The sequence below is a fragment of the Nonomuraea sp. NPDC049028 genome (assembly GCF_043197735.1).
Taxonomy (GTDB): Bacteria; Actinomycetota; Actinomycetes; order Streptosporangiales; family Streptosporangiaceae; genus Nonomuraea.
In genome coordinates this window covers 812,445-827,483 of the sequence record NZ_JBICTR010000002.1, presented here as the reverse complement: position 1 = coordinate 827,483, position 15,039 = coordinate 812,445, and the positions used below count along the sequence as shown (strand labels likewise).

Sequence of the window (15,039 nt, the reverse complement as noted above, 5' to 3'; positions counted from 1 at the left end):
ACGGGGGGTGCTTGGTGATCTTCAATGGAAAAACGGGTGCGTGAGCACGCGGGCGTTACACGTGAGGAGTTGAAGCAGAGCGCGGCCGTCACGGTTGCCGTGCTCCTTGCGCTCGGCTTGATCGCGGCGTGGAGCGTCCTGATTCCTGGTGTAGACGCGTGGGAAAATATCGTGGCCGCGGTCATCGGTTCGCTCCGGCTGACCGGGCCCGTGGCTGCCGCCTTCGCCGCGTGGGTGGCGATGCGCAAGCGCAGGGCGCTGCGCGGCCGCTCACTGACGACCTGGCGGGCGCTGAAGGCCCCGCTGGCGATCGTCGTGGTGGTGCTGGGCTCGTTCAGCGCGACCGTGCTGGTGCTGGCCATCAAGACGGTGCTCACCGAGCAGTCGGGCCGGCTGAGCCTGGCCGGGCTCGGTGTGGGCATGGCCGGGCTGGCCCTCTACTCGGTGATCGGGTGGATCACGGGCTGGCTGCTGCCCAGGGCCTACACGCCGCCGCTGGCCGGGCTGGCCTGCTACGGGCTGTTCACCTGGCTGGCCGGCGGCCGGGGCTGGGCCGACAAGCTGGCGCCCGGCACGGGCGAGCCGTACGACCTGTTCCAGGGGCTCGGCGGCACGGCGTTCCTCGACCAGACGGTCTGGTTGCTGGGCATCACGGCGGCGCTGCTGCTCGGCTGGGCGGCGGTGGTGACCAGGCAGGCCCTGGTGCTGGCGTGCGCGCTGCTGGCCGTGCTCGCCGCGGGCACGGGTGTGGCCCGGCTGCTGGGCGCGACCAAGCCCGCCGCCGCCCAGGGGATCGCCTACAGCTGCCAGGACTGGCCGATCACGGTCTGCCTGCATCCGGGCATGCGCGCGGGCCTGACCGAACTGGGCGCGGCCTTCACCAAGATCGCGTCGCGGCTGGCGGGCACGCCCGCCGGGTTCACCCGGGTCGAGCAACGGCCGCTGGAAGAGCCGCTGCAGCCGTCCGCCGGGCTCGCGCAGATCCACGTGCCCGACCTGTCGGCGGGCTTCGCCGACGAGGCCGTGTACGAGTACGTCGAGTCGCTGGCCGCCAAGTGCCCCGACACGCCCGCCGGCGGCTACCGCGAGATCGTGGTGGCCTGGCTGCGCGGCGAGCCGCTGCCGGGCGGGCCGCTGCCGGAGCACCAATACGCGGCGGCCTGGTTCTCCGGGTTGAGCGAGCACCAGCGGCGCGAGTGGCTGCGCATGTTCTTCAGCGACTTCCAGGCGTGCAAGCTGTCGAGTACGCACTTCGGCGGCGGGCCGGCGGGTGCCGCGGCGGCTCCGGTGGCGGCCTCTACGGGCTCGCCACAGGTCTATCCGGTCTATCCGAATCCCAGCGACGAAGAGGGCTCTGCCGACTGGGGATCGGAGATGTCACCTAAAAGCTGGCAATGATGATCGATCGTCGGGTAGTCAACCGCCATGACGACTTCCCAAACGGCGCCCCCCGCGGTCACACCGCAGCGGCGCCGCCGGTGGCGATATCTGGCCGGGTTCCTGGTCGTGGTGGTTCTGCTCGTGGTCGGCGGCCGCCTGGCCTGGTCCTGGCTCAATCCGTTCGGCGAGCAGACCATCGACCGCAGCCAGCCGGTGCTCCTGCAGTCCATCAAGGACCTGAGCCGGTTCGAGGCGGCGACCGGCAACTTCCAGGTCGTGGTCGACCTGGAGAAGGACGCCCGCTTCCTGCCCGACGCCATCAAGGGCAGCCGGACGCTGTTCGTGGGGGCGGGCAACGTGGACGCCTACGTCGATTTCTCCGGCATGGCGGCCAACGGCGTGACGGTCTCGAAGGACCGTAAGGAGGCCACGATCCGCCTGCCCCGCGCGCAACTGGAGAAGCCGAACCTCGACAACCGGCGTTCCTATGTCTTCGCGCAGCAGCGTGGGCTGCTGGACCGCGTACAGGGCTTCCTGTCGTCGTCTCCGGACGACCAGCGGGAGCTGTACGTCCTGGCCGAGACCAAGATCTCCGAGGCCGCGGCGGCCAGCGACCTGCGGGCCCGCGCCGACACCAACACCAAGGCCATGCTCGAAGGGATGCTCAAGTCGCTCGGGTTCGCCAAGGTGACGGTGAAGTTCGCCGACCAGCCCTAAGTGCCTTAGGTCCTCCGACCGGCGCCCTAGGTATCTCCTCATGTCGGCCTACGACCGCAGATAGGGCATCCGCCCGATGTGGCGGCAGGGGCCTTAGGAGCAATCTGGAAAGTGCCAGGGAAGAGGACCGAAAAGAAACCGGGAGCATTCGGATGAACGCCGAACTCGAATACGTCGTCATGAAGAACCACGCGGACGAGCTGCGCGAGGCCGCGGCCGAGCACCGCCGGGTACGCGAGGCGCTGAAGGGACAGAAGGCCGAGCGTCGTCACCGCTCGGTGTTCGCCAGATTCCTCTCCTCATGACCACCGCCAAGAAGCCCGGCCGCAACCTCCCTCGCGGCCGGGCCTACCTACCTCCGTAAGCCGAAGGGGTGAGAGCCGAGCTCTCACCCCTTCGGCGTATGCGGCCTCTAGGCGGGTACGCGGATGATGAGCGCGTCACCCTGGCCGCCGCCACCGCACAGCCCGGCCGCGCCCAGGCCGCCGCCCCGGCGCTTGAGCTCGTGGGCCAGCGTGAGCACGATGCGGGCGCCCGATGCGCCGATCGGGTGGCCGAGCGCGATGCCGCCGCCGTTGACGTTGACCCGGTCGAGGGGCACGCCCAGTTCCTTTGCCGACTGGAGCACCACGCTGGCGAACGCCTCGTTGATCTCCACCAGGTCGAGGTCGCCGACGCTCAGGCCCTGCTTGGCCAGGGCCTGCTTGATGGCGTTGGCCGGCTGCGACTGCAGCGAGGTGTCGGGCCCCGCCACGTTGCCGTGCCTGCCGATCTCCGCCAGCCAGGGCAGCCCCAGCTCCTCGGCCTTGGCCTTGGACATCACGACCACGGCGCAGGCGCCGTCGGAGATCTGCGAGGCCGAGCCGGCCGTGATCGTGCCGTCGGCGGCGAACGCCGGCCGCAGCCCGGCCAGCGTGTCCACGGTGGTGTCGCCGCGGATGCCCTCGTCCTCCTTGACGACCACCGGCTCGCCGCGCCGCTGCGGGAGCTCCACCGGAACGATCTCGTCCTCGAAGACGCCGTTCTTGGTGGCCGCGGCGGCCAGCTGGTGGGAGCGGGCGGAGAGCGCGTCCTGCTCCTCGCGGCCGATGCCGAGGCGGGCGTTGTAGCGCTCGGTGGACTCGCCCATCGCGCACTGGTCGAACGCGCAGAACAGCCCGTCGTGCGCCATCGAGTCGAGCACTTCGGCGCCGCCGTACTTGACGCCCTTGCGCATGCCCGGCAGCAGGTGCGGCGCGTTCGTCATCGACTCCATGCCACCCGCCACCACGATGTCGAACTCGCCCGCGCGGATGAGCTGGTCGGCCAGGGCGATGGCGTCGAGCCCCGACAGGCAGACCTTGTTGATGGTGAGTGAGGGGACGGTCATGGGGATGCCCGCCTTGACCGCGGCCTGGCGGGAGGGGATCTGCCCGGCGCCCGCCTGGAGCACCTGGCCCATGATCACGTATTCGACGTCCTCCGGCGACACGCCGGCGCGTTCCAGGGCGGCCTTGATGGCGATGCCCCCGAGCTCCACGGCGGGCAGCCCGGACAGGGCGCCCAGCAGTCTGCCGATCGGCGTACGAGCTCCGGCTACGATGACGGACCCAGACATGGCGACGGCCTCCTGTGCACGTGAGGGGTTCTTTGACACCATACCCACGAGTAGGTGCACGCTCGCTATGGAGGCAGGCCACACATGTTCATGCGGATCGACCACATCGGTATCGCCTGTCACGACCTCGACGCCAAGATCGCGCTATTCTCGGACACGTTCGAGCTGACCGTCGTCGCGCGCGAGGTCAATGAGGAGCAGGGGGTCCGGGAGGCCATGCTCCACATCGCCGACGGCGAGGGCGGGAGCTCCTACATTCAGTTGCTGGAGCCGTTGTCCCCCGACACGCCGGTGGGAAAGTTCCTGGCGAGACGGGGCGAGGGGGTGCATCACGTGGCGTTCGGCGTGCCGGACGTGGCCGAGGCGATGGATCGGTTGGCGGGCAAGGGTGTGCGGCTGCTCGATGAGCGTCCGCGACACGGCTCGATGGGGTCGGAGATCGCGTTTGTGCACCCCAAGGACGTGGGAGGAATGCTCACTGAGCTCGTACAGGCCACCGAGTCCCCAGCAAACCCCAAAACCGCTCGTATGTAACTAGTCACGCAGATAGTCGGACGGGGCTTCTCAGGCGGCACTAGCGGAGTACGCTGGCTTTCCACCGGACAAGGCGCCTGCCGCGAGGCACAGGCTCCTGGCTCGGCTGTCCCGAACCCCCCGTCCGGCCCGTGTAGCCGTCTCGACAACCCAGGATCGAGCCTCCATGCAGTCCGACATCGACGCCCAGCTCAACAATTTCTTCGAGGATGCCCCAGCACGCGAGTTCGACGTCGTGCTGCGTGGTTATGACCGCCACCAGGTCCACGATCATCTGAAGCAGCTCGACGGCGAACTCCGCCAGTCCCGCGAGCAGGTGACGTCCCTGCAGCGCGATCTATCCGACTCCCAGCGCCAGTTGCAGGAGCAGGAGCGCCCGACCTACTCCGGTCTCGGCGCCCGCATCGAGCAGCTGCTGCGCCTGGCCGAAGAGCAGGCCACCGAGCTCGTCCAGGCCGCGCGGTCCGAGGCCAACGAGATCAAGGCCGCCGCCAAGGTCGAGGCCGCCGACGTACGGGCCGCCGCCGAGGCCGAGGCCGCCGACAAGCGGGCGCAGGCGACGCGTGAGAGCGACGAGATGCGCACCAGCGCCGAGCGCGACGCGGAGGAGACCCGCTCGACCGCTCGCCGCCTGGCCGACGAGCTGACCAACACCACCGAGCGCGAGGTCGCCAAGCTGCGGGCCACCGCCGACCACGAGGTGGCGGAGAAGCGCGCCGACGCCGAGCGCGAGATCGCCAAGCTGCGCACGACGACCGAGCGCGAAGTGGCGCAGCTGCGGGCCTCGACCAAGCGCGAGCGCGACGAGGTGCTGACCACCGCGAAGCGGCAGGCCGACGAGATGCGGGCGCAGGCTCAGCGGGTGCTGGAGGAGTCCGAGGCCAAGCGGGCGCAGGACGAGGCGGAGTTCGAGATCCAGCTCGCGTCGCGGCGTGAGGAGGCCGAGCGCCAGGAGGCCGAGCGCCACGCCACCGCGCAGGCCAACACGCAGAAGCTGGTCGCCGAGGCCGAGCAGCGCGCGGCCACGGCCGAGTCGCGGGCCACGAAGGCCACCCAGCAGGCCGACCAGACCAGGCGCGAGGCCGACCTGCACGCCAAGCAGCTGGTCGCCAACGCCCGCAAGAGCTCCGAGACGATCGTCGCCGAGGCCAAGTCCAGCGCCGACACCATAGTGACCGAGGCGAAGAACGACGCGGAGCGCACGCGCACCGCGATGCAGCGCCAGGTCGACGAGCTCACCCGCCAGCGCGACAGCATCACCAGCCACCTGGCGCAGCTGCGTCAGCTGCTCGGTGGCGCCGCTCTGCCGGGCATGGAGCCCGAGCCCGCCGTCACGGCGGCTCCGCCGAAGCCGGCGATCGCGGCAGCGGCACCCGCACCGGCCAGCGACAAGCCCGCACCGGCCCCCGCCAAGGCGGAGTCCAAGGGTGAGGACGACGCGGAGTGGTGGCAGGAGTAGCCGTCACATAACCGACTACACGGGGGTGGGCTGACGGCTGAAGAGAGCCTGGTGACCTTGGGGTCGCTAGGCTCTCTTTGTTGTTCCGAACGGCATGTGTCGTGGTTTGTCGCAATTCCCAGGAGACCCCCGTGTCAGCAGAAGCCGAATCCCCTGCCGTGGCGGACGTCGCCAAGACCCCGCCGTACGCGCTGCCGCTGTCTCGGGGGCCGTTCACGTTCGGGCTGATCGGCGGGCTGGGCGTGCTGACCGCGATCGCGATCGCGCAGATGGTCGTCAGCTCGTTGAGCGTGATCGTCCTGATCGTGGTGGCGATGTTCCTGGCGGTCGGGCTGAACCCGGCCGTCGAGGCGTTGCAACGGCGCGGGCTGGCCAGGCGAGGGGCGATCTCGATCGTGTTCGCCGGGGTGATCGTGGCGTTCGCGCTGTTCGGGCTGGCCGTGGTGCCGCCGGTGAGCAAGCAGCTGGCCGAGTTCATCGCGGCCGTGCCCGGCTACGTGACCGAGCTCAGCAACCATCCGACGCTCCGGCAGCTCGACGCCGACTACCAGATCCTGCCGAAGCTGGCCACGTTCGTCACCAGCGAGCTGGGGCCCTCGCTGGCCAGCGGGGTCGTGGGGGCGGGGCTGGTGGTGCTGGACGGCGTGTTCACCACGGTGACGCTGCTGGTGCTCATGCTGTACTTCCTCGGCTCCCTGCACACCATCAAGTCGTACATGCTCAAGCTGGTCCCGGCCTCCCGGCGGGAGCGGACCGGTGAGATCACCGAGCAGATTCTCGACGGCATCGGCGGCTATGTCGCCGGCAACGTCCTCATCTCGGTCATCGCGGGCGTGCTGACCTGGATCTTCCTGTCGATCGTTGGCGTGAAGTACGCGCTGGCGCTGGCGCTGGTGGTCGCGCTCACGGACCTGATCCCGCTCGTCGGCGCCACCATCGGAGCGGTGCTGGTGACGGGGGTCGGGCTGCTCCAGTCGCTGCCCGTGGGGATCGCGTGCGCGGTGTTCTTCGTGATCTACCAGCAGGTCGAGAACTACCTGATCTATCCGCGCGTCATGAAGCGCTCCGTGGACGTGGCGCCGGCGGTCACGGTGATCGCCGCGCTGTTCGGCGGCGCGCTGCTCGGCATCGTGGGCGCGCTGGTGGCCATCCCGGTCGCGGCGGCCATCGCGCTGATCATCCGCGAGTTCGTCCTCCCCCGCCAAGCCCGCGCCTGACCACCCGTCGGCCCGCCAAGCCCGCGCCTGACCGTCCGTCGGCCCGCTGCGGGCCGACGGACGCGGCACGAGCCGGACGGACGCGGCACGCACGGACGGACGCGGTGCGGGCAGTCAGCGTGGTCGGGTGGCGCCGCCGAGTTCGGTGTCGAGGAACTTCGCCACGGCCGCGTTGAACGCCTCCGGCTGCTCGACCGCCGTCAGGTGCCCGGCCTTCGGAATGATCTCCAGCCGCCCGTCGGGTACGGCCCGCGCCATCGCCTCCGCGTCGGCCACGGTCGCCAGCTCGTCCTCCTCCCCCACCACGACCAGCAGCGGCACCTTGAGCGCGGCCAGCGTGTCGAAGGAGTCGGGCCGCCCGGCCATCGCCCGCTGCGCCCACGCCACCGCACCGGGTGGAGCCGACTGCACGAGCCCCTTGACCCGGCCGAACACCATGGCACGGCGCTCCTTGGTGGTCGGCCCGATCAGCGCGGGCAGCACCTCGGACACCAGCACCGCGCTGCCGTCGGACAGGACCGCCTGGGCGATGCGCTCCCTGTTGGCGCGGGCGGGCTCGGGATCCGGGCTCGCCTTGGTGTCGGCGAGTATCACGCCCTGCACCCGGTCGGGATGGCGACGGCAGAACGCCATCGTCACGTAGCCGCCCATGGACAGGCCGCCGATGACCGCCCGGTCGATTCCCTCTGCGTCGAGCAACCTGGCGACGTCGTCGGCCATGACCTCGACCGACGGCTCTTCCTCCCCCAGGCGCGACCCCCCGAAGCCGCGCAGGTCAGGCGTGATCACACGGCATGACCTGGCCAATCCTTCGCGCTGTGCCAGCCACATGGCCGACGAGAGCGGAAAGGCGTGAAGCAGTACGACCGGGAGTCCCGTACCGGCTGATCTCGTGTAAAGCTGCACGGACGATACGGTAGACCTCTTCGCCCCGACAATCACTGCACGGCTTATGCCGATATTCGCCGCTGTGCTGACCGCTTTATGAAACACCAGTCTTTTTTACGGCCGGCAGCGGCCGGCCCCACCCGCCATACGCGGCCGGGCCCCCTCCAGGGAAACGCTCCTCCGGTTCCCCGGCTGAGCACCGTGACGTGCGCGTTCTTGACCATCCCTGCCCTATCCGATGGCCGTGGCGCCCCCATCGATGAACAGCACCTGACCCGTCATATAGGCAGCAGCCGGACTAGCCAGAAAAACCGCCGGGTGCGCCATTTCCTCCACCGTCCCCCAACGACGCATCGGGACACTCGACACCGTCGCCTCGTTCGTCGCGGCGTCTTCCCACAGGTTCCGGTTCAGGCCGGTGGCCGTCCACCCCGGGCACAGGGCGTTGACCCGTACCCCGGCCCGCGCCCATTCCACGGCCAGGGTCTTGGTCAGCGCCACGACGCCCGCCTTCGCCGCCGCGTATGAGGCGAGGAACGGCGCGCCCAGCGCCGCCACCGACGCCACGTTGATGACCGTGCCGGTGCCCCTGCCCAGCAGATGAGGCGCCACCGCGTGACAGACCGCCATGGCCGAGTCGAGGTTGAGCCGGATGATCTTGTCCCAGCCGGACAGGCGCAGATCCTTGAACTCGACCAGGAAATTCGACCCGCCGGCGTTGTTGACGACGATGTCGAGGTGGCCGAGCCCGTCGATCGCCCCCGCCACGGCGCCTGCGGCCGCGTCGCGGTCGGTGAGGTCGGCGGGCAGGACGACGGCGCGCCGCCCCAGCGCCTCGACCTCCTTGGCGACCTCGGCCAGGGCGTCGGCCGAGCGGGACACGAGCGCCACGTCGGCCCCCGCCTCGGCGTAGGCCAGCGCGATGGCCCGCCCGATCCCCTTCGACGCCCCGGTGACCAGGGCCTGCTTACCGGTGAGATCGAACGCGCCCATGGGGCCTCCTCGCCTCGGAACCGAACAAGATTCTAGGGGCCAGGGTCCGGGAACGCCACCGGCGCGGAGCTGCGAGAGCCCCGCGCCGGTCCATCATCGGCTGAACAGAGTGCTAACCCAAGCCACCCAGGATGGTGTCGATCGTGTCAATGACGTTGTCCACGATCTTCTGGCTTCGGGCGCCCAGTTCAGCGATCGCGCCGGACCTCCTGGTCAACTCGATCTCCTCATTCCTCCAGAGCTGCTTCTCTCCCTGCCCGGCGCCGGCGCGCGGCGGGAGGTTCGTCGGCGGCCGGCCTTCGGGGTACATCCTGCCGTTGCCGTAAACGGTGTAGGACTGGGTCGGCTGTGTGGTGCCGTCGTTGCGATAGACCTGGCTCGGCCTTGGCTGTGCCGGCTGCCGGCTCGCCCTGGGCGGCGACTGCCGCTGTACCGCCCGTTGGCTGGTCGGCCGGTGCGCCGGACGTTGCCGTGCCTGCTGGATCCCGCGTGGGAGCCGGCCTGCCCGGTGGTTTCGCGCCCTGGCCGCCGCCGCGGCCCGCCTCTTCGCCGCCGCCTCCGCGGCCTCCCTTCTGGCCTGCCGTTTCGCCGCCGCCGCGGCCCGTCGTCTCGCCGCCGCGGCAGCGGCCTTCTTGGCCTTCTCGGCCGCCTTCTTCCTGGCCGCCGCCAGTGCCTTCTTCTTGGCCGCCGCAGCGGCCTTCTTCTTGGCCAGCTCCAGGGCCTTCTTCCTGGCCAGTGCCGCCGCCCGGCGCTTGGCCGCCGCGATGGCCGCGCGTCTGGCCGCCGCCCGTGCCGCCGCCAGCGCCGCCCGCCTGGCCGCCGCCTGGGCCAGCTTCCTGGCGATGATCCGGGCCGCGATCCTGGCCGCGATGCCGACGGCGATCCAGAACAGCTGCCCGTCGGGGTCGCTCATGGTGACGGGGCTGTTGTTGGCATAGGCGTAGGCGTTGAGCTGCTGCGGGTCCTCCTCATCGATGATGGGGTCGACCGACAGGAAGCGGCCGTTCTTGGCGTCGTACTCGCGGGCGCCGAGGTGGACCAGCCCGGTCGTCGGGTCGTTGCCGCCACCGACGAAACCGCGCTGGCCAGGCCACCAGGGTGGTGCCGACCCCCGGTCCTCGCCGAACGGCGTCATCCTCCTGATGGCCAGCTCACCGGTCCCGGCGTTGACCGCGGCCTGTCCGGTGCCCTGGTGGTCGTTGGCCAGGAAGTAGACCTGGTTGTCCGGCGTGCGGACCGCGATGGGCTGGTCGTTGATGGTGTAGTAGCGGGTCTGCTCGACCGCGTCCTTGGCGAAGTCGAAGCGCAGCTCCATGTCGTCGACGTACAGGGTGGCCTCGGTCGTGGTCTTGCGGAGCAGCCGCTCGCCGTCCGCGTCGTACACGAACGAGGTCGTCTTGCCCGCCTCCGTCACCGACTCCAGGTTGCCCTCGGCGTCCCAGACCAGGGATTGGTCCGAGTTGCCGACCTTGCGCCTGGTGGTGTTGCCCGCCTCGTCATAGGCGAACACGTCCGCCCCGACGCTCTGGAGCGCGTGCGGCTGCTTGCCGCCCGCCGCCGGGTAGGCGGAGGTGCGGACGGATTCGGCCGCGCCGCCCCAGGCGTGCTTGGTCTCCTTGGTCCGGTTGCCGGTGGCGTCGTAGGTGTAGCTGGTCGCGTAGGGGGCCACACCGCCGATCTTGTCCGACTGCGGGGTGCCACTGGCGCAGTCGTCGGTGGCCGTCCACGCCGAGGTCATGCGGCGCAGATGGTCGTACTTGAAGCACTGCGTGTCCTGACCGCCCGCCCGCTCGGCGATCTTGGTGACGTTGCCCACGGCGTCGTAGGTGTAGTTGAGGTCGAGGTCGGTGGCCGCCGCGCTCTCCCTGTCCAGCCGCATCCTGGTCAGCCTGCGGGTGGCCTCGTCGTGGGTGTAGGTGAGCCAGGTCTTCTTCCCGCCGGCGCCCAGCTCGTACTGCAGGGTCTCGCCGAGCTTGGAGTAGCGGGTAGCGGTCACGTATGACGACAGGCCGGTGACCTTGGTCGGCTGGCTGAGCTCGTCGTAGGAGTAGACGACCGACTCCTCCGCCAGGCCGCCCGCCGCGGGGAAGCTGACGGACTGGACCTGGTCGTCGAGCGTGTAGCGGGTGTTGAGCTGGTACGAACCGGCCAGCTTGCCCTCCCGCTCGGGGACGGTGACGGTCTGGCGCAGCGAGCGGTAGCTCGAGTCGATGGCGTTGATCTCCGCCTTGTACGCCTGCCCGCCCGCGTAGCGGATGCTGGCGTTCAGGTGGCCCTTGGCCAGCGCGTCGTACTTCCACTCGGCCAGCAGCGGACCGGTCGCGGAGCCGTCGCGCAGCTCCTTCTTGCGGCCCAGCTCGTCGTAGCCGTACCAGAGGGTCTTGCCGCGGGCGTCGGTCGTGGTGACCAGCTCGTCGGCGTCGTTGTAGGTCATCGAGGTGACGCCCTTGTCGGGGTCCTCGGTCTTGATCTCCCGTCCGCGCAGGTCGTAGTGGTGGCGCCACACGTTGCCCGCGGGGTCGGTCACGGTGGACAGCTGTCCCGCGGGGTCGTAGGTGTACTTGGTGGACTCGTACTCGCCGGTCGGGGTCGCGCCCTTGTACTGGCGCAGCTCGATGAGGCGGTCGTCGGCGTCGCCGATGCGGGTCGTCGCGGTGCCGCCCGGCGGCGGCGTCACGTGGATCCGGTCGCCCTCCTGCGTGGCGCTGACCCGGTACTTCTCCACGCCCTTCGCCTTGAGGACCTGGGCGTTGACGTCGCCGGCGCCGTCGAAGGACGACACGACCTGGGTCGGCACGTCGGCGTCGGCCACCGCGAGCAGCTCGGTGGACGGCGTTCCGGTGGCGAAGTAGCCGGTGTTGGACTTGGCCGCCTCGCCGAGCGAGTTGTAGACGGTGTCGGTGATCGTGCGCCCGTCACGCAGCGCGGGGTCCTGCGTCTGGTCGTCGCGGGGCGCGGGCTCCTGGGTCTGGCGCTCGCGCATCAGGCCGTCGTACAGCTCGTGGCTGGTGGTGTAGCCGCCGTCCGCGCGCAGCGTCTTCGTGGTGACGACGCTGGGGCCGTCGTTGCGCATCAGGTAGGAGTACTCGGTGTTCGGCGTCTGCCCGGCCTCCTTGCTCCGGTCGGGCTGCCAGACCTTGACCAGGCGGCCGAGCGCGTCGTGCTCCATGTCGACGCGACGGTTGTTCGCGTCGATCTCGGCGACGGGCTCGCCCCAGGCCGGTTCGAGCAGGGTGCGGTCGACGTGGCCGAGCTGGTTGGTCTCCGTGATCTCCGTCGCGGGGGCGCCCGCGGTCGGGGTGTAGGTGGTCACGGACTTGGTGCCGACCGCGTCGGTCTCGCTGGTCTCGCGGCCGTAGGTGTCGTAGGTGTGGGTGCTGTCGGTGGTCGTCGTGCCGTCCCCGGTGGCGAGCTGGACGGCGGTCACGTCGCCCTTGCTCGGTGCCTGGCCGTACGCCTTGCCGTCGTACTGGACCCGCTGGTCGGAGATCACGTCACCGGCGGCCAGCGCGGACACTCCGGTGCCGCAGCCGGCGGCGACCTTCTGGATCCTGCTGGTGTAGTCGAGCATCCAGGCCGTGTCGTTGCGGGCGTAGGTGTAGCGGGTGCACTGGTCGTCGTCGGCGCTGGCCAGGTCCCCCTTCTCCTCCACCTGGGTCAGCAGGCCCTTGGCGTCGTACGCGCGCTCCTTGCCGGTACGCCGCCACTTGCCGCCGCTCAACGCGGTGCGGGTGACCATCGACTTGGGCTCGACCGCGTACGCGGTCTTGGTGACGCCGCCCTGCGTGGACTCGGCGGTCTTGAGCGACCACGGCTCCTCGGCGGTCGCGGTCAGGATGGCCCCGCCGTCGCCGTCGTAGAGGATCTCCTCCCGCTCGAACCCGGACAGCTGGTCGAGGTCGTCCAGCTTGCCGCCCTCGGAGTCCACGACCTGCACGTCGCGCTTGGACCCGTCGGCCTGACGGTCGCCGTCCATGCCGCGGAAGTACCTGAACTCCGTGAGCGTGCGCTTGGTGTCCTGGCCGTCGCCCTCGCGCACCCGTACCCGGCCGAACCCGCGCCAGTCCGACCACGTGCGGTGCTCGGGCTTGACGAGGATGTTCTCGGCGTAGCGCCAGGCGCCGCCGTCCAGATACTCGTAGTCGGTGACCACGTTCGGCGAGCCCGCGACCCGGTCGGCCTCCACCGTCTGCGTCACCACGTACTTGTGGAACCAGTCGGTGACCTCGGCCTCGTTCGCCGGGGCCCAGCGCTGCGGGAAGCAGCGCCTGGTGTTCTTGTCGGCGGCCGGCAGGTCTCCCGGCTTGCAGTCGGCCGGGGCGTAGTTGATCCGGAGCTCGCCGCCGCTCTCGTTGTTCACGGCCTGGACGCGCCACTTGACCAGCGGGGCGCGGCCCTCGTTGGCGTCCACCCTGTTGGGCAGCTGGACACCGGTGAAGGTGATCTTCGGCAGCGTGATCGTGCCGCCCACGTGGCCGCTCTGCTGGATCGAGGCCAGCCACAGCGACGGGCTGAGGCCGTCACCGGTGGCGGGGAACTGGTGCGTCAGCGTCCAGGAGTCCACCGGGCAGTACTGCGCGCCACCGCACTTGGCGGTGTCGGTGTTGACCACCTGGGTGGTGACCTTGGACAGCCGCTTGCGCGTGAAGAACGTCGGTGACAGGCGGTCGGTGCACTTCACCCCGGAGTCGCAGATCTGGTCGAACGGGACGTCCGGCCAGCTGCTCGCGGTCTCCTTCTTGAGCTGGTCGGCGGCGCAGGTGATCGTCCCGCTGGGCAGGCAGCGCTCGGCCACGTCGAAGACCACGCGGGCCGCGGGCGCCTTGGTGAACAGCTCGTTCTGCAGGTAGCCGTAGTCGATGCGGGTGAGGTAGCCGCTGCGCGCGTACAGGGTGCCCAGCTCGGGCTTCATGTTGCGGCCGTAGTAGTTGTTCTCCAGGGCGTACCAGTAGGTGGTGGCGTTGCCGTGGGTGTCCACCGCGTAGTCCAGGTTCCACCGGTAGGCCTGCTGGCACCAGGCGTTGGCCGGGGTGCTGTTGTAGCAGGGCTCGCCGCTGTTGTTGCCGAACACCGGCACGGTCTGGACCGACTTCGTCTCCGGCTTGCCGGTGGCCCAGCCGGGCAGGCGGTTCAGGCCGAAGGTGAACTGGGTGCCGTCGGCGGTCGTGACGCGCCAGTACTCACCGTTGTTGTCGCCGTTCACGGCTCCGGTGAGGTATTCGATCCGGGTGCCGTCGTCGCGCTTGGGGCGCCACTGCTTGGTGGTGGCGTCCTTGACCAGCTCGACGGCCGAGTTCCCGAGGGAGAGCGTCGCGTTGTCCTGGTCCCAGCACAGGTCGCCGGTCTTCTTGCCGTCGATCATGCAGGACTTGTAGCGGCGTTCGACGTAGCCGCTGGGGTTGAGCTCGAAGCCCTCACCGGCCCAGGAGGGCTGGTTGTTGGTGGAGGCGGTACGGCCGTCCACACTCTGGGAGGAGTAGTCGATCGACAGGTCCGGCTCGTCACCGCCCAGCGCGGGCGGCGCGCGTAGCTCGTAACCCCAGCTGAAGTCGCCGGACTGGGCGCCGACGCTCCACTGTGCCGAAGGGGCGAGCGAGGTGGCCGCGTGGTCGCCCGACGAGCCCGAAGGGGCCGCCGTCAGCGCGTACATCGCCGGCATGTCCACGTCGGCGGTCAGCGTGCCCGCCTTGGTGTCGTTGTCGCCCGGCACCGGCTGGGGCTGCGGGCAGCCGGTCGCGGTGGCGGTCAGTACGCACTCGTCCAGCCGTACGAGCCGCAGCCGGGCGCCGTAGTCGCCGCCGGAGGCGTAGCGGAAGCCCGAGTAGTCGATCGCCAGGCGGGTCTTCCCGCTCTTGGCCGCCAGTCCCTGCCCCGGTGAGACCCGCAGGGCCAGGCCGAGCAGGCCGGCCCGCTGGGTCTGGGCGGGGTCCAGCAGCTCGACGCGGGCGGGGGTGGGAGAGGCCGCCGCCTTGGCGGTTTTCGTGCCCGCCTTCGGCGCGGCCAGGCGGATCGGGAAGGTGTCGGCGCCGAGCGTCCTGGCCTGCGCGTCGCCCGTCGTGGTCAGCTCGACCGTCTGCGCCTTAGGCCAGGTCGTGCCTGGTGGCGCCTTCCACGCCTGTTTCTGCGCCGGATCGGCCTGCGGCGGCAGCACCGGGACCTTCTTCCCGGTTACCGGCGTCTCTTTCTGCACGTTCGGCGCGGAACGGGTCGCGGCCTGGGCGGGCATCCCCGACACCAGTGTCGAGACCATGACC

10 protein-coding genes are annotated in these 15,039 nt (G+C 70.2%); 6 read left to right on the top strand and 4 right to left on the bottom strand.

Annotated elements, in window-relative coordinates; all coding sequences use genetic code 11:
• Positions 1 to 36 precede the first annotated feature (36 nt).
• The 3 genes from ACGFJ2_RS09910 (at position 37) to ACGFJ2_RS09900 (ending at position 2,402) form a co-directional block, all read left to right on the top strand.
• Positions 37 to 1,398, top strand: coding sequence for a hypothetical protein (locus ACGFJ2_RS09910; RefSeq protein ID WP_393466645.1), 1,362 nt, complete (start codon positions 37 to 39; stop codon positions 1,396 to 1,398).
• A gap of 27 nt (positions 1,399 to 1,425) precedes the next feature.
• A complete protein-coding gene (locus tag ACGFJ2_RS09905) occupies positions 1,426 to 2,097 on the top strand; it encodes a DUF4230 domain-containing protein (protein WP_357942717.1) in 672 nt (223 codons plus the stop codon).
• 152 nt (positions 2,098 to 2,249) lie between these two features.
• A complete protein-coding gene (locus tag ACGFJ2_RS09900; RefSeq protein ID WP_225290392.1) occupies positions 2,250 to 2,402 on the top strand; it encodes a hypothetical protein in 153 nt (50 codons plus the stop codon).
• A gap of 107 nt (positions 2,403 to 2,509) precedes the next feature.
• Here ACGFJ2_RS09900 and ACGFJ2_RS09895 read toward each other — a convergent pair whose 3' ends face one another.
• Complete coding sequence (locus ACGFJ2_RS09895; protein ID WP_357942715.1) at positions 2,510 to 3,694, bottom strand: acetyl-CoA C-acetyltransferase; 1,185 nt, start codon at positions 3,692 to 3,694, stop codon at positions 2,510 to 2,512.
• A gap of 84 nt (positions 3,695 to 3,778) precedes the next feature.
• Between ACGFJ2_RS09895 and mce the strand changes: the two genes are divergently transcribed.
• From mce to ACGFJ2_RS09880, 3 genes are all read left to right on the top strand, one after another.
• Entirely contained in the window at positions 3,779 to 4,228 is a 450-nt protein-coding gene (gene mce / locus ACGFJ2_RS09890) for a methylmalonyl-CoA epimerase (protein WP_357942713.1), read from the top strand.
• Positions 4,229 to 4,394: 166 nt separating this feature from the next.
• Positions 4,395 to 5,687 (top strand): DivIVA domain-containing protein, encoded by a 1,293-nt coding sequence (locus tag ACGFJ2_RS09885; protein WP_357942711.1) that lies wholly within the window; start codon positions 4,395 to 4,397, stop codon positions 5,685 to 5,687.
• A gap of 131 nt (positions 5,688 to 5,818) precedes the next feature.
• Positions 5,819 to 6,904: an AI-2E family transporter gene (locus tag ACGFJ2_RS09880; protein WP_358427093.1), complete on the top strand. Its 1,086-nt coding sequence runs from the start codon at positions 5,819 to 5,821 to the stop codon at positions 6,902 to 6,904.
• Positions 6,905 to 7,018: 114 nt separating this feature from the next.
• On the opposite strand, the gene ACGFJ2_RS09875 is transcribed toward ACGFJ2_RS09880, so the two are convergent.
• The 3 genes from ACGFJ2_RS09875 to ACGFJ2_RS09865 all read right to left on the bottom strand — a co-directional run bounded on the left by ACGFJ2_RS09875 (position 7,019) and on the right by ACGFJ2_RS09865 (position 15,035).
• On the bottom strand, positions 7,019 to 7,810 hold the full coding sequence (locus tag ACGFJ2_RS09875) for an alpha/beta fold hydrolase (RefSeq protein WP_357942707.1): 792 nt from the start codon (positions 7,808 to 7,810) through the stop codon (positions 7,019 to 7,021).
• A 213-nt stretch (positions 7,811 to 8,023) separates the two neighbouring features.
• Positions 8,024 to 8,785 (bottom strand): SDR family NAD(P)-dependent oxidoreductase, encoded by a 762-nt coding sequence (locus ACGFJ2_RS09870; RefSeq protein ID WP_393466637.1) that lies wholly within the window; start codon positions 8,783 to 8,785, stop codon positions 8,024 to 8,026.
• A gap of 112 nt (positions 8,786 to 8,897) precedes the next feature.
• Positions 8,898 to 15,035, bottom strand: a complete 6,138-nt coding sequence (locus tag ACGFJ2_RS09865) for an RHS repeat domain-containing protein (RefSeq protein ID WP_393466634.1) — start codon at positions 15,033 to 15,035, stop codon at positions 8,898 to 8,900.
• Positions 15,036 to 15,039: the final 4 nt, after the last annotated feature.

Coding starts and splice junctions, on each gene's coding strand:
- ACGFJ2_RS09895 (WP_357942715.1), bottom strand. CDS start 3,694: ATGTCTGGGTCCGTCATCGTAGCCGGAGCTCGTACGCCGATCGGCAGA.
- ACGFJ2_RS09870 (WP_393466637.1), bottom strand. CDS start 8,785: ATGGGCGCGTTCGATCTCACCGGTAAGCAGGCCCTGGTCACCGGGGCG.
- mce (WP_357942713.1), top strand. CDS start 3,779: ATGTTCATGCGGATCGACCACATCGGTATCGCCTGTCACGACCTCGAC.
- ACGFJ2_RS09905 (WP_357942717.1), top strand. CDS start 1,426: ATGACGACTTCCCAAACGGCGCCCCCCGCGGTCACACCGCAGCGGCGC.
- ACGFJ2_RS09900 (WP_225290392.1), top strand. CDS start 2,250: ATGAACGCCGAACTCGAATACGTCGTCATGAAGAACCACGCGGACGAG.
- ACGFJ2_RS09865 (WP_393466634.1), bottom strand. CDS start 15,035: ATGGTCTCGACACTGGTGTCGGGGATGCCCGCCCAGGCCGCGACCCGT.
- ACGFJ2_RS09885 (WP_357942711.1), top strand. CDS start 4,395: ATGCAGTCCGACATCGACGCCCAGCTCAACAATTTCTTCGAGGATGCC.